This window comes from Thermosipho ferrireducens, from assembly GCF_017358165.1.
Lineage (GTDB): Bacteria > Thermotogota > Thermotogae > Thermotogales > Fervidobacteriaceae > Thermosipho_B > Thermosipho_B ferrireducens.
Genome location: NZ_CP071446.1, coordinates 427,147 through 449,736 on the forward strand (window position 1 = coordinate 427,147; position 22,590 = coordinate 449,736).

Consider the following 22,590-nt stretch of genomic DNA (forward strand, 5'->3'; position numbering starts at 1 on the left):
ACTTAAGTAAAAAAGACCTTTTTTAATTTGCTCAAAGAAATTCTGGGATCCACAAGAATACAGGGACCTGCTATACAGCCTCCGTCACATGCCATTCCTTCAAATATGTCGATTGTTAATTTTCCTGATTTCATCTCTTTAAAACCTTTAATACACTCTTCTATACCGCTCGCAGAAAACAAATTTAGATCTTGCTTTAATCTTTCCTTTGATAACTTTTTTATATAATACTCAACTGCCCCGGCCACACCACCGCTTGCGGCAAATTTCCATGCGTATGGAGTGGCTTCTTCAAGATTCTCTTCCTCCAGAAGCATAGGCTCTATACCAAAAGCAGCGAAAATGGCAACTGTCTCTTCGAAAGTCAGGACATAATCGGGAATATTATTATCTTCTGCCTCTTTCTTTTTGGCTATGCATGGCCCTATAAAAACTATTTTGTAATCGGGAAACTCTTTTCTCAACTTTTGGGCCAAAGCAACCATGGGAGAAGAAATAGGGGAAACATTTTCCAGAAAATCAGGGAATTTTTTCTCTACAAAATAAACAAATGCAGGACAACATGACGTTAGCATAAGTTGTTTTGTGTTGAGAAAATGTTCTGCTTCAGCTTCAGCTACCATATCCGCTCCCACAGCAACTTCAAAAACAAAAGAAAAGCCCAGGTTTTTCAGTGCTTTTCTAAATTGTTGAAGAGATACTTTACTTCCAAATTGTGTAATCGCAGATGGTGCATATATTGCTATTAGTTTTTCTTTGTTTAGAAGTTTATGAACCACCTGCATAATTTGCGAAGGAGTTTCTATAGCACCAAATGGACAGGCTACATAGCATGCTCCACACAGATAACATCTCTCTTTTACTATTTCCATGTGCCCCTCTTCCGAAAACAGAATTGCTTTAGAAAAACAAACAGATTCACAGGGACGTTCAAGCTTTATAATAGCATAATATGGACAGGCAGCGGCGCAAAGCCCACAATTTATACATTTACCATAATCTATATTTGCCCTATTGTTAACTATGGATATTGCATTTTTAGGACACACATTCACACACGAGTGAGCTACACAGTTTCTACAAAGATCAGTAACATAATATTTTCCTCCTGGACATTCACTGCACACTTCTCTTATAACTTCCACAAATTTTTCCTTTTCTAATAACTCAGACTCTCCACGTATTATATCTTCCAGAAAGGGAAGGATTTCGTACAATTCCATATCTTTCACCTTAGAGTAATCTAATCCAAGAGCAAACTTTATTTTTTCCTTTACAATTTCCCTTTCATAAAATTTTCTAATTTTATCAGAAAAATGATCATTATCAGGTATTATCATTTTAGGTAATCTCGGTAAAACCTCTTTCAATTTACCATTTTTATAGCTCCTTACAAGTTCCAGATATAATTTTCTTCTTATTTTCATAATATTATTTAAAACTAATTTTCTCAATTTTCTTCACCTCTTTCGAGTAACCCTACAATCACATTTCTCAGAACTTCAGGAGTTACTTTTTCATAATATTTGCCTTCTATTCTTACAATGGGTGATTCTTTGTCTTCACAACACACGCCAAAACACGGAAACAACTCTACAACAATTTTTTCTTTAAGCCATTCTGGAAAATTTTTCGTCGTTTCTACAAGTTCCTGAGCACCTAACATATGGCAACAACTTCCTACACAAATTTCTATTTTTAATTTTTTCATACCTCCCACTCCTTCACAGTTTATCTTTCGCTTTTCCAATCAACTCAATTATATCTCTTTTTTGTTCAAATATAACAATCCAACAAAACTTAAAGTATAATTAAGTCAGGATTTAATCTTTTTAGCCGGATTGCAAAAAATCGGTGATTGAAATGGTTTGCAGGGCCTGGAAGGGAATAATCAGAGGTTAACTTTCATAAGTGTCAGGTAAATCATTTTCAAAAAGTATGACATCGCCTGGTTTAACAAATGTTTTTAAAATATTAGAAACTTCTTCTAAATTTCTTACCACTTTTATCTTATCTCTGGAAAAACCTTCTAAAATTAACCCTTCATAAATTTTTTTCGTTCTACCTTCTCCCACCAAAAACACATAATCTGCTACTTTTGCTATTTCTTTACCTAATTTAACATGCTCCTCATCTTCTTTCTCTCCAAGCTCCACATACCCAGGAGTCACTATTATTTTTCTTCTATCATTATAGAGCTTTAAATAATCAAGAGCCATTCTTGAACCTTTCGGATTCGAATTAAACGTATCATCAATAACGGTTACCGTATCATCCCTTATAATTTGAAGCCTGTGATCTGGCAAGGTTAAAGTCTTTAATCTTTCTAAAACCTCATCCACAGGAACTTTCAACTCAAACGCCGTTGCAATTGCTAAAAGAATGTTTCTGATGTTTTCCAGACCATAGACAGGTGTCTCAACTTCCATTGAAAGTCCTGTTGTTGTTTTTAAAGTGAATTTTGAACCATTTTTATAGATATCTATATTCTCCGCTCTATATTGTGCTTCAACGTTTTCTATTCCTACTGATATTACCTTTTTACTTTTCATATCTTTGACTACCTTCATTATGTTCTCATCGTCTGCGTTGACTATCAACACTTTTCCAGAGTCTTTTAATTGTGCATACTCTGCAAAATTTTTCAAAATGTTTTCCATGCTTCCAAATTCCTCAAAATGCTGAATACCTATAGAAGTTATAACAGAAATATCTGGTTTTACAAGCTTTAATAATCTCTTATACCCTCCTTTTTCATTTTCAGCAAATTCTACAACAAATATTTCATGATTTTTATCCAGTTTCTCACGGATTGTTCTGGTTATTCCCATGGAAGTGTTGTAACTTTCAGGTGTCATAAGAGTACTATAATGTTCGCCCAAAAGGTGGTTAATAAAATACTTTGTGCTCGTTTTTCCATAACTTCCTGTAACAGCAACTGTTACAGGCCTTAAACTTTTAAACTTTCTCATACCATCCTTCAAATAATAGTTATTTATTGCTGTTTCCAGTGGAAGCATTAAAGCGTTTATTATCCAGAAATAAAACGAGTTAAAAATAACAACTCCCAAAAAAGGCAACTCTAAAAGTAAACTGTTTAAAACTACCACTCTTGAAAAAAGTACACCAAACAATACGTAAGATACTACCAGTAACCTTTTCAAACGTTTTGTATACACAAGAGGTTTTTTTTGTTTTCTAAAAAAGAATTTTCTAAAATCAATGTATATAGCAATAATCACTGCGGAGATAGCAATAAAAATTAGAGAATCAAAAAAGAATAAAATCATTCCAATAACCAAAAAAACATTTGACAAATATCTGTTCACATTCGCAATAGCCCATTTTATAAATTTTTTTCCAGAATATTCTTCAAGCTGAAGCATATGAAGAGAATAAAGAGAACGCAAAACAAAACTGAAACCAATCAAAAACAAAAAAATAAATCTAAACATGGTTATATACCTCACTTAAAAAAACTTTCAATTCCTCAAGAAAGCTTACCATATTTTCTAAATGCGGAAAATGTCCAGCATTTTTAAGGAGTACCAATTTAGAATTTTTGATTTTGTTATTAAATTCACTGCCTATTTCTGGCGGAACTACTGTATCATTTTCCCCCCAGAGAAGAAGCGTGGGAATATCTATTAAGCCAAGATTTCCACTTAAATCATCGTTCACAGACTTTACTAAAATTTTTCTCATAACGCCTGAAGCATTTTTATAATCCTGCGATCCAAAAAGCCGTCTTAATTTTTCAAGAAGCCTTCTTCTATAATTTTCAGGAAAAATATATAATATATTTTTTAAAGTTTTGTATGTTTTTTCTCGCACCTGTTTGCTTATATTTTTCTTCAACCGCAATCCAGCACTTGAAACCAGAATCAAACTACTTAGCCAATCCGGTTTCTCAAACGCTACCTCTAATGCTATTTTTCCCCCAAAAGAATGACCGACTAAAGTCACTTTACTCAGTCCCAACGCTTCAACAAAATTTATAATAGCCCTTGCATATTCTTTTGTACTCCATGGAATTTTCGGAGGTAAGCTCTGACCAAATCCCGGGAGGTCAATCAAGTACGATTTATATGGTAATTGCCGCGCAACTGGTAGAAAAGACTTTAAATCTCCTCCCCATCCGTGCAAAAAAACTATCTTTTCTCCTTCCCCTATTTCTTCATAATTTATAGAAACATCCGAAAAATTTATAATCACTTTCCCACCCTCAAGGAAAGTACATTCGTTTCTACAGAAAATACTTTCCTGTTTTTGTCTTTGTGTACACTTTCAGCTATAGAAATCATGTTATCTATGACCTGAGAAAATGTCAATCCAGAAGCCTGCCATAGGTAATATGCAAACGCTCCAGGAATGGTATTAACCTCACTGACGTAAACTTCTTCATTCTTTACTAAAAAATCTATTCTTATATTTCCATAGCACTCCAGCACCTTAAAAGTGCTTATAGCTACATTCTTTAACATTTGTTCTAATTTTTTATTCAAATTAGCCGGGATTTTATGATTAGAAAATTTTCCATCTTTTCCTTTTGAAAGATATTTTTCATTGTAATCGAAAAAATCTCTTTTTCTCAAAATCTCCTCAAATACTGAAACTATAGGTTCTCTATATCCCATAACCGCACAGTTTATTTCTCGAGCATTTTCCACCGCTTTTTCTACAATAACTTTGTGCCCGAAAAGCAATGCTGTTTCAATTGCTTCAAAAAGTTCTTCCCGGGTCTTTGCTTTATTTATCCCTATACTTGAACCAAGCAACGCGGGCTTTATATACAACGGAAAACCTAACTCTTCTTCACATTTTTTTACAAATTCATCCTTATTTTTTCTCCACTCATGATCTGTAATATGTAAAAAATCAACAACAGGTATATTGTTGCTACGCAATACAATCTTTGAAATGACTTTATCCATCCCCACTGTAGAACCCAGAATTCCAGAACCGGTATACGGAACATTAAAGACCTCACACAAACCTTGTAAAGAACCATCTTCTCCATATGTACCATGAGTTGCAAGTATACATACATCTATTAAAAATTTTTTCAAAGGTGTTTTTACAATAAGTTTTCCATTCAGGCCATTCAACGCTTTTATAGGTGTTGCCTTTTTTTCAAGTTTTAACGTATCTTTAAAATTATCTATTTTTTCAAGACATTTTCCCGTATACCATTGACCATCTTTAGAAATATAAATAGGAATAACATTGTACTTTTCTCTATCAATCGCAGATAAAACCTGATGAGCTGTTATAATAGATATTTCATGCTCTACAGAACGAGAGCCAAAAATCACCGCAATATTTTTTTTCATAAACTACCTCCACTATAAAAAATTCAATGTAATTATACCAAATAAAAATCTGGAAATGAAGAAGGAAAATTAGCGAGGATTGCAAAATAAGATCCCTCGTCATTTCATTCCTCGGGATGACAGGAAAAGGGGTGTCATTCCGAACCCGAAGGTGAGGAATCTTTTATTTAGCGAGGTTGGCGAGATTAGCCTCCCATTCATGTCATTCCGAGGAGCGTATGCGACGAGGAATCTTGTAAGTATTTTATGTGATATAATCTAACTGAATTACACATGTTAGTAAGAAAGTCTAAATTATCAGTGTTGTTGGCTAATATCTTGCTAATGAAATTTTTTGAGGTGAGACAATGACTTCTGTTAGTAAGGTTCATATAGAAAAGCAAAAACTTGAAAAAATAATGGAAATTTTAAAGAAAAATGGTGCAAAAAAAATAGCAATATTTGGTTCTCGAGTTAGAAATGATTGGAAAAACGATAGTGACATAGATATTCTTGTAGAATTTTCCAAGAAACCAAGTCTTCTTGAAATTGCAGGCATAAAACTCGAAATAGAGGATAATATAGGAGAAAAAGTAGATTTGATTACTTTCGATGGTCTGGATGATTACATCAAAGAAAAGGTTTTGAACTCAATGGTGGTGGTATACAATGAAAGATGACGTAGTGTATCTTAAACATATTCTTGATTCAATGGATGCTATTCTTAATTTTGTACGCGGAAAAACGTACAATGAATTCGTTAAAAATCGTATGATGTGGTCAGCTGTTATCAGGGAAATAGAAGTCGTAGGTGAAGCAACTAAAAACCTCTCATATAAATTCAGGGAAAAGTATCCAGAAATTCCTTGGAGAAAAATGGCTGGTATGAGAGATGTTTTGATCCACGGGTATTTTAAAACTGATTTAGAAGCTGTGTGGAAAACTGCTGTTGAAGACATTCCAAATTTAAAATCTAAGATAGAAAAAATTATAAAAGATTTTTAAAAAGAACAGCAAAAGTTTAATTTTTCCTCATTCCAAGGAGTAACGTGACGAAGAATCTTGTAATTAGCGAGATTGGCGAGGTTAGCAAGATTGGTATCCCCGAAATGTGTCATTCCGAGGAGCACACGCGACAAGGAATCTTGATTGACTTTCGAAAGGATAAGATCCTTCGTCGCTGACGCTCCTCAGGATGACAATAAAGAGGGATTGTGGGATGACTTCCTTTTTTGTCATTCCGAACCCGAAGGGTGAGGAATCTTTTATTTGGCAAGAGTTAGCAAAGTCTATCCTAAGGAGTGAAACAACGAAGGATTTTGGGAGTTTGGTGAAAAAACAAGATTCCTCACATGCGTTCGGAATGACAATAAGGAATAAGATCCTTTGCTGCGCTCAGGACGACAAAGAACAGCGAGAGTTGGCGAGTGTTAGCGAGGTTAGCAATGTATAACAACTTATTGTTTTTTATATAATAAGATAGGGGGACAATAAGAATCCCCCATCATGCGTAATCTTTAATACAAAAATCTTAGCAGTATCATATCACACCGTTTTTTCAGGACATAATTGAAAGATATTTTAAACTATCATCTGGAAACATTGTAACAACTCTTTCAAGATTATACTTTTCTTTTATTTTCACAGCAGCAACTGCGTTTGCAGCTGAAGAAATTCCAACAGAAAATCCTGCTTTTTTTGATAAATATTCCATCATTTGAATAGCTTCTTCATCTGAAACTTGAACTACCTCATCTATAACACTGATATCCAATATCTTGGGGATAAATCCTGCGCCAATTCCCTGAATTTTATGTTTCCCTGGTTTACCCCCTGATAAAACAGGAGAATTTGAAGGTTCAACAGCTACTATTTTAACTTTCTCACCGAAAAATTTTTTCAAAACATGCCCCACACCGCTTATCGTACCACCAGTTCCAACACCAGCAACAAACGCATCAATATCAAACGCCATCTGCGCTAACAATTCCGGACCTGTTGTAAATTCATGACTCAATACATTATTAAAATTTTCAAATTGGTTTGGCATAAAAGCATTTAATTCTTGAACTATTTCTTTTGCTTTCTCTATAGCTCCTTTCATTCCCTTATCTCCGGAAGTTAAAACTACTTCTGCACCAAAAGATTTCATAAGTTCTATTCTTTCTTTTGTCATTGTTTCAGGCATTGTTAATATCACCCGAAGCCCGTATCTTTTTCCTATCCATGCAAGTGCTATTCCAGTATTTCCACTGGTTGGCTCTACAATAATCTTCGAAGAAAGTAAATTATCTCTCATAGCGGCCCTTAGCATAAAATACGCCGGCCTATCTTTCACACTTCCTCCAGGATTGTTTCTTTCAAGTTTTGCGTATATCCCTAACTTTTCCACGTAAACTGTCGGTGTATTTCCTATCATAAAAGTAACCCTCCTTAAACTATCCATTCTATATATTCTGGTATTTCCTGTACATTTGTCCACCCAACAATTTTTGCTGGTATTCCAGCAACTTTAACATTGGAAGGTACACTGCTTAATACCACTGAATTTGCACCTATTTGAACATTATCGCCTATTTTAATTGGTCCAAGAACAGACGCTCCACAGCCTATTAAAACATTCCTCCCAATATCTGGATGTCTTTTACCCTTTTGAATATTTCTCGAGCCAAGTGTGACACCATGATAGATTAATGTTCCTTTTCCTATGGTAACAGTAGAACCAATAACAGTTCCTATTCCATGATCAATAACCACACCAGGTTCTATAATAGCCCCAGGGTGTATATCAACAGAATAAAATATCCGGGATAAATAATAAAAGAAATAGGAAATAAATTTTAAGTCATGCCTGTAAAATAGGTGGGAAATTCTGTACAATTGAAGAGCCTGAAAACCTCCGTGAAAGAAAAGCTGCCATTTTGATTCAAGAGAAGGGTCTTTTTTTAAATACTCCTTTATATCTTCTTCTCTTATCTTTTTTAAATTTCTCAATTCTCTCAGGAAACTTCGCACCCCATAAAAATCACCTCTTTATGTGATTAGGTTATCCTAACTAAATATAACACGCTTTACTTGCTTTGGCAACAAAAAATAAAGTAAATTTATTGTAACACATAAAAAACATCTCTACTTAGAATAAAATTTAAATAAAAAAGAAGCCGAAAAAATTCGGCTTCTTAAACTTAAAACAAAACAATGGGCCTGATTTATGTGAACCAAGAAAATTTTTATATTTTTGTCCAGAGTTTTACTCTCACACATCAACAAAAAAGGCGAGGGAAAAGTCCCCGCCGAAAAGATTAATGACAGCAACCACCGCCGCTATGTTTCTTGTGTTTCTCGTGCTTGGAATGTTCTCCATGATGTCCTGAGTGTCCATGACCTTCCATTTCCATTTCTTTTATTTCTTTTACCTCATAACCTGCTTCTTCCACTGCTTTTTCAATCATACTGTTTTCTATACCTTCACCTTCTATAATCGCTTTACCTACTTCTACTTCAAGAAGCTTAACACCTGGCAATTTCATTAACTCTTCCTTTACGTGCATTATACAGTGTTCACATGTCATCCCTTCAATAGTTACTACCTTTTTCATAATATAACCTCCCTCATTTTGATGGTTTAAATGTTTTTAGCCTTAATGCATTCATTAACACAGATACCGAACTAAATGCCATAGCTGCAGCCGCTATCATTGGATTCAATAATGGTCCTCCAAAAATGTACAGTAACCCAGCAGCTATTGGTATACCGGCAGTGTTGTATGCAAAAGCCCAGAACAAGTTCTCTTTAATATTTCTTATTGTAGCCTTACTCAACTGTATCGCTGTAACAACATCTTCTAAATCACTCTTCATGAGCACTATATCTGCTGATTCAATAGCCACATCTGTACCGGATCCTATAGCGATTCCCACGTCTGCCTGTGCAAGAGCCGGAGCATCGTTTATACCATCACCTACCATGGCTACAACTTCTCCATTTTCCTGTAATTTCTTAACTTCGTTTGCTTTGTCCTGTGGTAAAACCTCAGCTAAAACTATATCTATACCAACCTGTCTTGCTATAGCTTCCGCTGTTCTTCTATTATCTCCTGTAATCATCGCAACCTTTATACCCATTTTGTGAAGCTTTCTTATTGCGCTTGCACTTGATGGTTTTACAGTATCAGCAACAGCTATAATTCCTTCGAGTTTTCCGTTAATTGCTATATACATAGGAGTTTTACCTTCGTTAGCAAGCTTATTAGCTTCATCAACCAATGTTATTTCTATATTTTTATCTTTCATCAATTTTAAATTTCCCAGATAGATATCCATATCTTCTATGGTTACTTCTATACCGTGCCCTGGAATCGCCATAAACTTATCTATCTTTTTCAATTCCAGATTCTTCTCTTCAGCGGCTTTTACAATAGCTTCTCCAAGTGGGTGTTCTGAACCCTTTTCAGCTGAAGCTGCGATGCTTAATAGCTCATCTTTAGAATAATTACCCTTTGTGAATATATCTGTAACCTTAGGCTTACCTTCAGTAATTGTACCTGTTTTATCAAAGACTATCGTTTTTATTTTATGAGTCATTTCCAACGGCTCGCCACCCTTTATTAAGACACCGTACTCTGCTCCCTTACCTGTTCCTACCATTATCGCAGTAGGAGTTGCCAGACCAAGAGCACATGGACATGCTATAACCAGAACTGAGATAAATATTGTTAACGCAAATACTGGACTTGCACCTGTAATGTACCATAATATAGCAGCTACTATCGCAATTACTATTACTGTTGGTACGAAATATCCTGAAATCACATCTGCTAATTTCGCTATAGGAGCTTTAGAGGTTTGAGCTTCCTCCACTAATTTTATTATTTGAGCAAGTGCTGTATCTTTACCCACTTTTGTAGCTTTAAATACTATGGTTCCATTCTTGTTTATTGAACCTCCTATTACCTTATCACCAACATTTTTTTCTACAGGGATACTCTCTCCTGTTAACATTGACTCATCTACAGAAGTCCGTCCCTCTATAATAACTCCATCAACAGGGATTTTTTCACCTGGTTTTACTATAATCAAATCTCCAACTTCAACTTCATCAACGGGGATTTCTATCTCTTCTCCATCCTGCAAAATTAACGCTGTTTTAGGTTGCAATCCCATAAGTTTTTTAATAGCTTCTGAGGTTTTCCCTTTGGTGACACTTTCAAGATATTTTCCAAGTAAAATAAGCGTTATGATAACACCTGCTGTTTCAAAGTACAAATCGTTTGTATATTCTGTCTTACCAAAATAAATTGCCACTGTTCCATACAATCCATACAAAATCGCTGCCGCTGTACCTATAGCTATTAGAGAATCCATATTTGGACTACGTTTTATGAGATTTTTAAAACCTACAGTATAAAATTTGTATCCTGCAATTGCTATAGGAATAGTAAGCAAAAGCTGGATTAATGCAAAATTAAATGGATGTATTTCTGGATTTATAAAAGTTGGTAAATCCACACCCAGAATGTGTCCCATAGCTATATAAAGTAACGGTACAGAGAATATGGCCGAAACCACAAATTTTCTCCAGAGAATTCGCATTTCTCTTTGTCTTCTCTCTTTTTCTACATCATATTGATCTTTCGCATCAATCTCAAGAGGTTTATATCCTGCATTTTCTATGGCCTTTTTAATAGCTGAAACCCTTACTTTGGAAGGATCATAAGTTACCAGCGCTTTTTCCGTGGCAAAATTCACATCCACTTTTTCTATACCTTCAAGTTTTTGAATCTCTTTTGTTATCCTCGCCGCACATGAAGCACATGTCATTCCTGAAATTGGTATGGTAACCGTCTTGGCCGATTTTTCAAACTCCAGATCATACCCTGCATCTTTTACCACTTTCTTAATATCTTCCACTTTAACTTTTTCCGGATCAAATTTTAAAAAAAGCTTTTCTGTAGCAAAGTTTACATTAACCTTTTCCACTCCTTCCAGTTTCGCAACTCTTTTTTCAATGGTGCGCGCACATGATGCACACGTCATTCCAATAACACTCATTTCTTTTTCTACCGTATTTTGTTCTTTTTTTTCAGCTAAAATTTCCTTTTCTGGCATACACTCTCCTCCTTTCCTATCCCCCATATGGGGGGATACACTTCTATTATAACCCCCATGTGTTAATTAACAATTAACAATTGTTTTTGACTGTGTAAATTAATTGATAACATTTCCTGATAAATAATATCTATTTAAGAGGACGATTCTGTTCCAACTCTCGCAAGATCCTTCGTCGTTTCACTCTTCAGGACAGGCCTTGCTAACCTCGCTAAATACAAGATTCCTCACCCTTCGGGTTCGGAATGACATAAGTGAGGGTAAGATTTCTCGCCTTCTCGCTCCCCGGAATGACATAAAAAGAGAGTGTCATCCCGAACGAATGTGAGGGATCTTGTTTTTTTACTAACCTCGCCAATCTCGCCAACCTCGCTAACTCTTGCTAATCTCACCAACCTTGCTAACACTCGTTAAATCAAGATTCCTCACCCTTCAGGTTCGGAATGACATGGGCGGTGGATTCCTCCTCGCTCCCGCTCCTCGGAATGACACAGGTGGGGGATTCTTCGTCACTACGCTCCTTGGAATGAGCTACTCTTTTTTGTCATCCCGAGGAATGAAATGACGAGGGATCTTATTTTACAATCCTCGCTAACTCTCGCTAATAATGTATATGTTAATTGTTAAAAACATTTTTATGCTATAATATTTCAGAAAGGAGGAGTCACTTTGCAAAATAAAACGTTGTTTTATATTCTAATGATATTTGTTATTGTATTTTTGATAATCGATGTTATTTCAATTTTTAACAGAAAGCCTTCTTTCCAGGTTGTTTCTTATTTTACAAAAATTGAAACAGACTATTCTGAAAACGCAACTTTAACAACCACAGCCAATCTTTTATTTAAAGATGAAAAAAGTATGAAAAGTTATATTTCAAATTATCAGTTAGCCGCTTCAAATACTTTTATAGATTATTTCAACAAAATATCAAAAGAAATAGGTAAAACCTTAAAAGTTATTGATTACAAAAATAGCATAAATGAGCGAGCAGGTATTTTAGAGATTGAAGAAGTGGCATATATAAACAATCTTGTCACAAAAAAAGGTACTTTTTTTGAACTTGGTATGGGCGCACTTAAATTGAACGCTGCTGAAAATTCTGAATTCGCAATTTACCTGCCAGAAAATGCTACTGTTGTTTTAATAGATCCCACTCCAACTTCAATCATGAAAAATAAGATTACCTGGAAAGGAACCGCCCTGAATAGATTTCCAACTATAAGGTACAGGAGAGCTGAATAGGATGGGTGTGCTCGAATGGTTGGTGCTTTTCGGCACCATAGGCGCTTTGTCTTTTTCCTGGGGAATATATATACTGGAATCTTTTTATAAGAAAAGTGGTTCACAAGAGCTAAAAAAGGAAGAAGAAAGATTATTAGACCTTATGGGAAAGGTAAGAATTTTTGTTGATTCAAAAATTGAATTGCTGGACGCAAAATTAGAAGAAGTAAACAAAGTAACTGAGAAATTAAACGATATGTATTCAAAACTCATGCTCCAATCAGTGGAAATAGAAAAGTTAAAGGAAGAAATAAACTTTAAAAATCGGCAGTTTGGTGATATTTCTCAGGAACCCCAAAAAGATACCCAGGCAGTTAAAGCTGATCTTACAAACGAATTTGAAAGAAAAGCTTCAGAAAAACCAGCGTCAGAAACGAAAAAAGAAAAAAGTATTGAAGAGCAAATAATTGAAATGTTTTATAATGGAGTTTCCGAAGTGGATATTGCTAAAAAGTTTAACATGGGAATAGGTGAAGTTCGGTTAATTATTGATCTTATGAGTAGGTCAAAGGGGTGAAAAAGATGAGAGGTGAACACCCTTATGTAAGATGGGCAATTGAAGTCATTGAAACTTACATAAAGACCAAAAAAATTTTAGACCCTGATCCAGACAGGTTACCGAAAGAGCTTTTTGAAAAAAAGGCTGGTTGTTTTGTAACTCTTCACACTTTTAACGGCGCCCTTCGAGGATGTATTGGTACATATGAGGCCACTCAAGAAAACTTAGCTCTTGAAATTAGAAACAATGCTATAGCATCTGCTACAAGAGATCCGCGTTTTCCACCTGTTACAGAAGATGAACTTGGCACAATAAAAGTCAATGTTGATGTTCTTAGTGAAATTGAACCGGTAAAACAAATTGACGAACTCGATCCAAAAAAATTTGGTATTATCGTTGCAAAAGGCTGGCAACGTGGGCTTTTATTGCCAGATATTGAAGGTGTAAACACAGTAGAAGAGCAAATTCGAATAGCCAAATTAAAAGCTGGTATTTTTGACGAAAACTATACCTTATATAAATTCACTGTGGAAAGATACGAATAACCTAACCATTTCTCTCTATTTCTTTCAAGCGCTGCAACAACACCGAAGGAATATTTGTTGAAACATTGTTCCATATTTCTTCCACTTCTTTTTCATACTTTATAAAAATTTCCAGAACTTTGGGGTTGAAATGCTCCGGTTTTGTTCTCTCGTCGCCTTCTGTCAATATTTTCAAAGCTTTTTCATGCGAAAAAGCTGATTTATAAGGTCTTTCAGAACGTAAAGCATCGTAAACATCTACAAGAGTTACAATGGCCGCCTCAATTGGTATTTCTTCACATTTTAATCCGTAAGGATAGCCCGAACCGTCACACTTTTCATGATGATAAAGTGCTATGTTTCTTGCTATTTTAAAACGCTCTTTGTTCCCAATCAAAGCCGCACCATAAATTGTGTGCTTTTTCATTTCTTCAAATTCCTCTTCAGTTAACTTCCCAGGTTTTAACAGAATTTCCTTTGGAATCATTAACTTTCCTATATCATGAAGTGGTGCATAATACCTTATTTTGTAGACCATTTCTTCACTTAATCCGAGTTTTTTCGCAATAAAAGCCGATAAAATTCCAACTCGCTCTATATGATTGCCTGTATTTTCATCATAACCTTCTGCTATTGTAGCAAGCTGAGTACTAAATTCTAAATAAGAATCCTCTAATTCGTTATTTAACTTTTCAAGCTCTCTATAACTTTCTTCAAGATCTTCATTCATTGCACGAATTTCCTGAAAGGATGCCGAAATTTCTTCAGCCATTTCTTTATATTCTTTCAATAAATTATTTACTTCTTCTATACCACACGTTGCAAAATCTCTGTCCAATTGAAACTCTTTTGTTTTTCTGAAATCCCTCATATTTTTTATAAGTTGCTCGAAAGGTTTAGATACTTCTTTTGCAACTTTCCTGGAATTCCTCAACATTATAAATATAACCAGTCCCAGAACACCGAAAAAACTACCTATTCCCAGATAAGCAAATGAGTATAAAGGAGAAACATCTAATTTTATGATTATACCTACAGGCTCAAATTTTTCTATATCTGTTTCGTATCCCCAGGAATGATATATAGAATAAATTTTTCCATTTTTAACTGTTATCGGCTCCTTGCTCCCAAATGCTTTAATGAGATACTCTTTATCTTTAGAGCCAACTTCTCCCAACCCCGGTATTATGGGCTTTAACTCATGAGTACAAACTGTTATTGTTTTTACAAAACGCGCCTTACTTTTTATATTCGAAAGGTCCTTAAATAACAAAGCTATTTTCTGCATTCCCTGGGAAAACGTAGAAATATAAACTCTATCATCCACACGAATATAAACTGTTTTCATAAATACACCACTCTCAAATTTCCTGAGTATGAAATAATCAACGCTTTTCTCAAGTTTTTTCTGAATATATTTATCTAATTTACTATAAGGAATAAAATTAAATAAAACTCTTTTATAGCGTTCGCTTTCAAATGCAAAAAATCTACTTATTATATTATCAGCATTTTCCTTATTCGCCTGTATTTTTTCCATTGTTTCTTGAAGTTGCTCATAAAATCTGGCTTCTATATCTCCCAGAGACCTCTGAAGGGTATTTAACGTTGATTGAACAATGTTTATTGCGTTTTTCTCAAATTCTCTATTGACCACGTTATACGCTTGCAAACTAAACACAATCGCTACAATAAAAAGCACTAACATTCCAGACATAACCACATATAGCATTTTTCTCCATAATAATCTTTCAAGCTTCAATCAAAATTCCCTCCTCTCATTTCAAACAGTTTAATTTGCCCCTCAGGAATTTTTCTTTTTCTCTTTATCTTTTTTAATTGTCCTTCTTTAACTATTCGTATTTTCTTTTCCAGATCACTTTTTTCCACAATAATATCAAGTATCTCTCTGGCTCGCTCTACAACTCCCTCCGGAACACCTGCTATAGCAGCTACTTCAACTCCATAACTTTTGTCAGCCACTCCTTCAACAACTTTATGAACAAAAACAACACCACTTCTGGTTTCTTCAACCTCTATAGTTAAATTTCTTATCCCATTATATACGTCTGCCAGTTCAGTAAGTTCAGTAAAATGAGTAGCAAACATAGTTTTACATTTTAAATCGCTGTATATATATTCGCTCATGGCCCATGCTATACTTATTCCATCAAACGTACTTGTTCCGCGACCAACTTCATCAAGAAGAACCAGACTGTTTTCTGTTGCTTTTGAAAGAATTAACGCAACTTCACTCATTTCCACAAGAAATGTACTTTTACCTGTTGATATATCGTCCCTTGCCCCCATTCTCGTGAAAATCCGATCAAAAACAGGAAGGGTTGCGTATTCCGCAGGGACATACGATCCCATCTGAGCCATAACAGCGATTAATCCGACCTGTCTTATATAAGTACTTTTCCCACTCATGTTTGGCCCGGTAATTATATACATTCGAATATTTCTATCCATATACGTATCATTGGGAACAAATTCTGATAAAAATCTTTCTACAACAGCGTGTCTGCCGTTTTTTATCACTAATTTATCTTTTGAAAATTCAGGTTTTACATACCCATAAACGTGTGCATCATAAGCAAAAGTACTTAATACATCTATTTCAGATAAGATTTTTGCTACCCTTTTTATATTATCTAAGTATTCTGATACCTTCTCACATAACTCTTCAAATAATTTTTTCTCAATTACTTCGATCTTTTCTTTTGCAGAAAGAATTTTATCTTCAAATTCTTTGAGCTCAGGTGTTATATAACGTTCAGAATTAACAAGTGTTTGTCTTCGCGTGTAATAATCAGGAACAAAATTCACCTGCCCTTTTGGAACTTCTATATAATATCCAAAAACCTGGTTGTAGCCAACCTTCAATTTTTGAATTCCGGTTCTTTCTCTTTCCCGGCGCGCAAATTCCTCCATTTTTTCCTTCGAATGAAGCAAAAGACTTCTATACTCATCAAGTTCCATAGAATACCCTTCTTTTATTACATTTCCATCACCTGGTGCAGCTGATGGTTCATCCTTTATAGCTTTATCTATTAACTCCCTCAATTCTGGAAAATCGTTAAGTTCATCGGAAATGGGCTCTAATACTTCATTTGTTTTTAAGGCAGAAATAATCTCAGGAATAATTTCGAGCGTATTTTTTAAAGAAACAAGATCTTTTGGAGTAGCTTTTCTATAAGAAAGTCTGGTGGCAATCCTTTCAAGGTCAAAAACGCCATTTAAATATTCTCTCACCTCATTCATAAGAATTCTGTCAGCATAAAAAGCCTCAACAGCCTTTTGTCTTAAGTGGATTTCTTCCAAATCTTTAAGAGGTTGTAAAATCCACTTTTTTAGTGTTCTTGCACCCATTGAAGTTTTAGTTTTATTCAATATATCGTATAAATTCTTTCCGCGTTCTCCAGGAACAAGTGAAAGATTTTCAACTGTTCTGGAATCAAGGATCATCCACTTATTTTCGGTTAAAAACTTTGGCATAGAAAGTTTTATCGACGACATTAGAGTGTATTCCAGATATTTTAAAGTTGCACCAAGTACTTTCACTGCTTCTCCAAGCTCCATATGTTCAAGTGAAATCACATCATAGGTTTCTTTTATTTTTTCTTTTGCATCTTCAAAATACCAGTCGTCCAATTTTTCAATGAATATTTTTGGAAGCTTATCTTTTATAAATTCAGCGATTTCTGGTTTACTTAAAATTTGAGATACAGATGAAACTTTTACAAAGTCAATTAAATCTTCTATTTTCTCAAACGTTTTTATTAAAACCTCACCAGTTGACACATCCACAAGCACCGTTTGAAATGTTTCTTCTGCATTGTCAACTGTCATAAGATAATTATTATCCTGGGAAAGCATCTCATCTTCTATAAGTGTACCTGGTGTTATTACGCGTGTTACTTCCCGTCGTACTATTCCTTTAGCCTGTGAAGGATCTTCCATCTGCTCACAAATTGCTACTTTATAACCACTATCTATTAGCTTTTTCAAATAATTATCAAGTGCATGATGAGGTATCCCTGCCATTGGAGCATCCTGTCTTCTGGTAAGAACTATATTCAAAACTTTAGAAATTATTTTAGCATCTTCAAAAAATGCTTCATAAAAATCTCCTAAACGAAACAAAAGTATTGCATCTGAATAATTTCTTTTAATATCCATATACTGTTTCATCATAGGTGTTAACTTATTAGGTTTTTTCAACCCTGCCACCCTTCCTTTTTTCAAAATTCAACTCAGCAATAGATTTTTGCAAGTAAAGTGGGTTCAGCTTTTCAACAAAATTTTGATTTTTTATTTCATCTTCTACGATGTTTAACATCCTCAACGGGTCAGGAAATGAAAGAAATTCCTCTGCCTTTTCATATTCAAAAAGAAGGTCTGCGCCATCTCCAACCACAATAGCATCTTTCAAGAAACTCACTTTTCGTTTAAATCCTTCTATAGTTTCGATAAATGGTGATATTATCTCATCAAGGTTTTCATCGTAAACTGCCCCATACAAATACCCCTGCCGTGCTTTCCTTGCAACAACTATATTTTTAGAACAATACATTAAATTTGCGGCTATCAATTTTGTAGAAGGTACACTAACTATTTTCTTTTCCACAGCCAATCCCAACGCTAAAGATATTCCAACCCTCAACCCCGTTAAACTTCCTGGACCTATTCCAACTCCTATAACATCAAGCGTTGAAAAATTAACACCTATTTCCTTTAAATATTTTGCTAAAATTCCTATATTTCTCCCATGTTTATCCTTTCCCTCAAATGTTACAGAAACTACATTTGTTTCATTTTTGTATGCTATAGATATTCGCTTAGTCGAAGTATCCAACGCCAAAATATTCATAAATAATTCGTGCTAAAAGCACTTACCTCCCTTCAAATCATTAAAACTCCTTTGTTTTTATTTTACCACAAGAAACTTAAAGGATTCTTTGAAAATATAAGGAATGCAAAAACATGGCAGGAAAATCCATCATGAGATTCCGACTAAAATAGAAAAATATCCTGGTTTTTCATTAATAACGACTACTTTATATTTTTTCAGAAGTTTTTTCCATACTGGAAATCCCCAGCATAAACATAAATATCCCAACGTAAACAAATATATCCCCTATACTAATAATGAAACTTTCATTCCATGGAAGATAAACAGGAATCCAATCTCCCAATAAAAGCTTTATATCAAACTTATCCACCACTGTGTGGCGTACCCCTACTCTTAATCCCATCTGTTCCACCAATGACTTTAATGCGGGCATCTTCCATCCAAAAATCATCATTACAAAAGAATTTAAAAGGGTACCTATTGCCATAAATTTAAATCCTGGAATATGTTTATTCAGAATTAAAAGAGTTATTAACATGGCAAATGATAAGGGCATTAATACCCCTCGAAAGTAGGGAAGTAATTGAAGAATAAATGGAATAGGAAACAGGTATATATACCTATAAGTTCTTTCGACTACGTATTTTATTCGTTTCGTAATTAGAGAAACTATTAAAGCTGCCACAAACACATAAATAATCACACTTTCCCCTCCCCGTGAAGTTCTAAAAACAATTCAACTAAAGAAGGATCAAAAATTACTCCTGAATTTTCTTTCAGAAATTCTATTGCTTGTTCTTTTGTTAAAGCCGCCCTGTACGGTCTATCACTTGTTAGTGCGTCAAAAACATCCGCTAATGTAATCATTCTTGATTCAAGTGGTATTTCATCACCTTTTAAACCATCTGGATATCCTTCTCCATCCCATCTTTCGTGATGGTGTTTAACCCACACAGCTACCGTATTTTTAAATTCATTTACCTCCTTAAGAATTTCATACCCTTTTCTGGAATGCTCCTTCATTATTTCATATTCTTCCTTGGACAACTTCCCTGTTTTAATTAACACATTATCTGGTATACCAATTTTTCCAACATCATGTAAAAGTGACGCTTTTTTCAACCAATCAATATACTTTTTTGAAAAACCACACTTTGTAGCCAGTTTATCTACCAAATCGGCTACTCTTTCTCCATGTCCTGCTGTGTATGGATCCTTTTCCTCCAGACTTTTTGTTAAAGCTATCAACAAATCAAACTTAGCCTCTCTATATCTTGCTGCATAATAATTCCCCACCTGAATACTAATAATGGTAATAAGGGAAAGAGGAATCGCAACAATCCCCACAGTTTTATAAAGGAGAAAAATTATGAAAGTATTCAGAGAATTGGACAGAAGGTTGAAAACCCTGCTTCCGCCAAACAAAAACGTCAACGTTTCCCGACTGAGTTCACCATACATAGACAATAAAAAGAGTACTATAAAACTTAAATTCACCAGAAAATAGACAAAAGCCACTAACGATAAAAGAAACGATAAATAAATCGGATTATTTGAAGGTGTTACTGAAAAAATTTTATGAGACAACAGAGAACTTAAAAACGCAGTTAACCCTATCTGGGAAACATTAAACAAAAAATTCCAGTAGTCAGAACTAAAAAGAACCTTAAATCTTAAAACCAAAAAACCCAGAAAAGGGATAAGCATTGCCTGATGCGGCATAAGCGCAGTTCCAGCAATTATATTAATAATCATACCCGTGGTTACATATAATTCTGCACCTTTAAAGCCCGATTTAACAATAAACGATTGAATTCTAACAGATAACAACTCAAAAAACACAAAAAAGCTCAAAAAAATTAAAAAATTCTTATCAAAAAGATCCATGCCATATTTACGGCTATACAAAACAAAAAGGACCATATAAATGGTCCACAAAAGTAATGAATAAGTTTTTTCGCTTCTAAATTCTTTTAAAACCTTTGAAAACTGTTTCAATTATTACACCACCTATGAATGCTCGTATTTAATTTCTATATTTCTACAATAAATTATAACATAAAGCCACTTAAATTTTTTAAGCTGAGACTTAATAACCGATTTCAATCATCCTTTCTTAATTGGCCACAATTCAAGATTTCCCACAGCTGCTATAACCAATGGAAGTGTCATCAAAACCACAACTACTACCTTTCTCCAGATTTTTTTCATAATTCCCCCTCCTTTGTTTTAGAATTGTCAACACAACATTTAGACAATATTCATCTACATTAATTGATTTTAATAAACTTTCATAAATCGTCAAGACTTTTATGGAACGTTCCAATTTTTTTATTCTTTTGTGTATAATTATTATATATACATCCTGACATTTCCTAAAATAAAATCCGCGGATTTTTTCCCGCGGATTTTATTAAATCTAACCTTAATTACACATTTTCATACTTTTTTCTTTCCCATTCTGTCACATATATTGAATAGCTTTTCCATTCTTTCCACTTAAGCTCCATGAATTTTTCGTATATATGATCTCCCAGCACCTCTTTAATCAATGGATCCTTTTCTGCTTCTATTAGAGCTTCTTCGAGAGTCTTTGGTAGAGTAGTTATTCCTAATCCTTCTCTCTCTTCTTCATTCATACTGTATATATTCTTTTCAACAGGTTCTGGAGGTTGTATTTTATTTTTTACTCCATCCAATCCTGCGGCTACTAAAACAGCAAAAGCTAAATATGGATTACACGATGGATCTGGAGCTCTATACTCTAACCTTGTTCCCATACCACGTGCCATAGGAACTCTTATCAATGCAGAACGATTTCCAAGAGACCAGGCTACATTTACTGGTGCCTCATATCCTGGTACAAGTCTTTTATAACTATTCACTGTTGGATTGGTTACGGCAGTTATTGCTCTGGCATGTTTTAATACACCACCTACAAAGTATCTCATATTTTCAGAGATATCACCGGTTTTTTCATCATAAAATCCATTGGAACTTCCATCCTTAGAAAGCAGGCTCAAATGAACGTGCATTCCACTTCCATTAACTCCAAAAAATGGTTTTGGCATAAAAGTTGCATGTAAATTATTTTTTATAGCAAGAGTTTTTATAACCAATTTAACTGTTTGCACAGCGTCTGCAGAATTTAATGCATCTGCGTATCTGAAGTCGACCTCGTGTTGAGAAGGAGCAACTTCATGATGAGTAGCTTCAACGTCAATCCCCATTTCCTCGATCATAACAGCAACTTCACTTCTAAGATGCTCGGCAATGTCTACTGGCAGAAGATCAAAATAACCACCTTCATCTAAAAACTCATAACTTACTTTTCCATTCTTTTTTGGCAACAAAAAGAACTCTACTTCAGGTCCTGCATGTGGAACAAATCCAAGTCCGGAAGCTTCTTCCATAACAAGCTTCAACCTATACCGGGGATCACCCTCAAAAGGTTCTCCATTAGGCCTGTATATATCACATATAAGTCTTGCACTTTTTTGACCTTCAAGAGTCCAGGGAAGGATAGCGAAAGTAGAGGGATCCGGGCGGAGGTACATATCAGATTCATTAATCCTTACAAACCCTTCAATAGACGAGCCATCAAACATAATTCCTTTTTCAAATGCACGCTTTAAATCATTCACAGGGATTTCTACATTTTTCAAACTACCGTTAATGTCTGTAAACTGCAGGCGTATAAATCTTATGTTTTCCTCCTCAACAATTTCAAAAATTCTTTCAATCTCCATAAAATCCCCCCTTTCAATTAATATCTGTAGATTTTACGAGCAATTAGTCAAAAATAAAAGCAAAACAACAAAAAATTACATTAACTACAACTCATATATTATATCTAAATAATATCACACTTTTTAGCCATGTCAACGTAAAAAAGTAATACTCACTAATTTCCATTATTATAATTTTGAACGAAGCAAAAAATTGGAGGAATATGACCTTTTCTTTTACTAACTTCGCAAGATCCTTCGCACTTCGTGCTCAGGACAA

The 22,590-nt window shown here is 34.6% G+C and carries 20 protein-coding genes; 5 read left to right on the plus strand and 15 right to left on the minus strand.

Going from position 1 to position 22,590, the window contains the following annotated elements:
- Positions 1-2 precede the first annotated feature (2 nt).
- The 5 genes from JYK00_RS02075 to JYK00_RS02095 all read right to left on the minus strand — a co-directional run bounded on the left by JYK00_RS02075 (position 3) and on the right by JYK00_RS02095 (position 5,333).
- Positions 3-1,454 carry a monomeric [FeFe] hydrogenase gene (locus JYK00_RS02075; RefSeq protein WP_207567062.1) on the minus strand — a complete coding sequence of 484 codons (1,452 nt, stop codon included), beginning with the start codon at positions 1,452-1,454 and terminating at the stop codon, positions 3-5.
- Positions 1,451-1,711: a (2Fe-2S) ferredoxin domain-containing protein gene (locus JYK00_RS02080; RefSeq protein WP_207567063.1), complete on the minus strand. Its 261-nt coding sequence runs from the start codon at positions 1,709-1,711 to the stop codon at positions 1,451-1,453. The genes JYK00_RS02075 and JYK00_RS02080 overlap by 4 nt, the downstream gene beginning before the upstream one ends.
- Before the next feature lie 187 nt (positions 1,712-1,898).
- Positions 1,899-3,455, minus strand: coding sequence for a Mur ligase family protein (locus JYK00_RS02085; RefSeq protein WP_207567064.1), 1,557 nt, complete (start codon positions 3,453-3,455; stop codon positions 1,899-1,901).
- The gene (locus JYK00_RS02090) at positions 3,448-4,215 is read right to left on the minus strand and encodes an alpha/beta fold hydrolase (RefSeq protein WP_207567065.1); all 768 of its coding nucleotides are present in this window, start codon (positions 4,213-4,215) and stop codon (positions 3,448-3,450) included. The genes JYK00_RS02085 and JYK00_RS02090 overlap by 8 nt, the downstream gene beginning before the upstream one ends.
- On the minus strand, positions 4,212-5,333 hold the full coding sequence (locus JYK00_RS02095) for a D-alanine--D-alanine ligase family protein (protein WP_207567066.1): 1,122 nt from the start codon (positions 5,331-5,333) through the stop codon (positions 4,212-4,214). The genes JYK00_RS02090 and JYK00_RS02095 overlap by 4 nt, the downstream gene beginning before the upstream one ends.
- Before the next feature lie 347 nt (positions 5,334-5,680).
- Between JYK00_RS02095 and JYK00_RS02100 the strand changes: the two genes are divergently transcribed.
- On the plus strand, positions 5,681-5,992 hold the full coding sequence (locus JYK00_RS02100; RefSeq protein WP_207567067.1) for a nucleotidyltransferase family protein: 312 nt from the start codon (positions 5,681-5,683) through the stop codon (positions 5,990-5,992).
- Positions 5,982-6,317, plus strand: coding sequence for a HepT-like ribonuclease domain-containing protein (locus tag JYK00_RS02105; RefSeq protein WP_207567068.1), 336 nt, complete (start codon positions 5,982-5,984; stop codon positions 6,315-6,317). The genes JYK00_RS02100 and JYK00_RS02105 overlap by 11 nt, the downstream gene beginning before the upstream one ends.
- Before the next feature lie 553 nt (positions 6,318-6,870).
- Here the strand turns inward: JYK00_RS02105 and cysK are convergent.
- The 4 genes from cysK to JYK00_RS02125 form a co-directional block, all read right to left on the minus strand.
- Positions 6,871-7,731, minus strand: a complete 861-nt coding sequence (cysK, locus tag JYK00_RS02110; RefSeq protein ID WP_207567069.1) for a cysteine synthase A — start codon at positions 7,729-7,731, stop codon at positions 6,871-6,873.
- 14 nt (positions 7,732-7,745) lie between these two features.
- A complete protein-coding gene (epsC, locus tag JYK00_RS02115) occupies positions 7,746-8,327 on the minus strand; it encodes a serine O-acetyltransferase EpsC (RefSeq protein ID WP_207567070.1) in 582 nt (193 codons plus the stop codon).
- A 287-nt stretch (positions 8,328-8,614) separates the two neighbouring features.
- Complete coding sequence (locus JYK00_RS02120; RefSeq protein ID WP_207567071.1) at positions 8,615-8,911, minus strand: heavy-metal-associated domain-containing protein; 297 nt, start codon at positions 8,909-8,911, stop codon at positions 8,615-8,617.
- Positions 8,912-8,924: 13 nt separating this feature from the next.
- Positions 8,925-11,420, minus strand: coding sequence for a heavy metal translocating P-type ATPase (locus JYK00_RS02125; protein WP_228288187.1), 2,496 nt, complete (start codon positions 11,418-11,420; stop codon positions 8,925-8,927).
- 669 nt (positions 11,421-12,089) lie between these two features.
- Between JYK00_RS02125 and JYK00_RS02130 the strand changes: the two genes are divergently transcribed.
- The 3 genes from JYK00_RS02130 to amrA are packed head-to-tail and all read left to right on the plus strand — an operon-like array spanning position 12,090 to position 13,748.
- A complete protein-coding gene (locus JYK00_RS02130) occupies positions 12,090-12,665 on the plus strand; it encodes a DUF4897 domain-containing protein (RefSeq protein WP_207567072.1) in 576 nt (191 codons plus the stop codon).
- 1 nt (position 12,666) lies between these two features.
- Positions 12,667-13,221, plus strand: a complete 555-nt coding sequence (locus JYK00_RS02135; protein WP_207567073.1) for a DUF6115 domain-containing protein — start codon at positions 12,667-12,669, stop codon at positions 13,219-13,221.
- A 5-nt stretch (positions 13,222-13,226) separates the two neighbouring features.
- Positions 13,227-13,748, plus strand: coding sequence for an AmmeMemoRadiSam system protein A (gene amrA / locus JYK00_RS02140; RefSeq protein WP_207567597.1), 522 nt, complete (start codon positions 13,227-13,229; stop codon positions 13,746-13,748).
- A gap of 1 nt (position 13,749) precedes the next feature.
- Here amrA and JYK00_RS09770 read toward each other — a convergent pair whose 3' ends face one another.
- From JYK00_RS09770 to glnA, 6 genes are all read right to left on the minus strand, one after another.
- On the minus strand, positions 13,750-15,489 hold the full coding sequence (locus JYK00_RS09770) for an HD-GYP domain-containing protein (RefSeq protein ID WP_228288188.1): 1,740 nt from the start codon (positions 15,487-15,489) through the stop codon (positions 13,750-13,752).
- Positions 15,486-17,924 carry a DNA mismatch repair protein MutS gene (gene mutS / locus JYK00_RS02150; RefSeq protein WP_207567599.1) on the minus strand — a complete coding sequence of 813 codons (2,439 nt, stop codon included), beginning with the start codon at positions 17,922-17,924 and terminating at the stop codon, positions 15,486-15,488. Before mutS ends, JYK00_RS09770 begins: the two co-directional genes overlap by 4 nt.
- Positions 17,925-17,937: 13 nt before the next feature.
- On the minus strand, positions 17,938-18,600 hold the full coding sequence (gene tsaB, locus JYK00_RS02155) for a tRNA (adenosine(37)-N6)-threonylcarbamoyltransferase complex dimerization subunit type 1 TsaB (protein ID WP_207567074.1): 663 nt from the start codon (positions 18,598-18,600) through the stop codon (positions 17,938-17,940).
- Positions 18,601-18,787: 187 nt separating this feature from the next.
- The gene (locus JYK00_RS02160; RefSeq protein WP_207567075.1) at positions 18,788-19,285 is read right to left on the minus strand and encodes a DUF5317 family protein; all 498 of its coding nucleotides are present in this window, start codon (positions 19,283-19,285) and stop codon (positions 18,788-18,790) included.
- Complete coding sequence (locus JYK00_RS02165) at positions 19,282-20,580, minus strand: HD-GYP domain-containing protein (RefSeq protein ID WP_207567076.1); 1,299 nt, start codon at positions 20,578-20,580, stop codon at positions 19,282-19,284. Before JYK00_RS02165 ends, JYK00_RS02160 begins: the two co-directional genes overlap by 4 nt.
- A 431-nt stretch (positions 20,581-21,011) precedes the next feature.
- On the minus strand, positions 21,012-22,331 hold the full coding sequence (gene glnA / locus JYK00_RS02170; RefSeq protein WP_207567077.1) for a type I glutamate--ammonia ligase: 1,320 nt from the start codon (positions 22,329-22,331) through the stop codon (positions 21,012-21,014).
- Between the last annotated feature and the right edge of the window lie 259 nt (positions 22,332-22,590).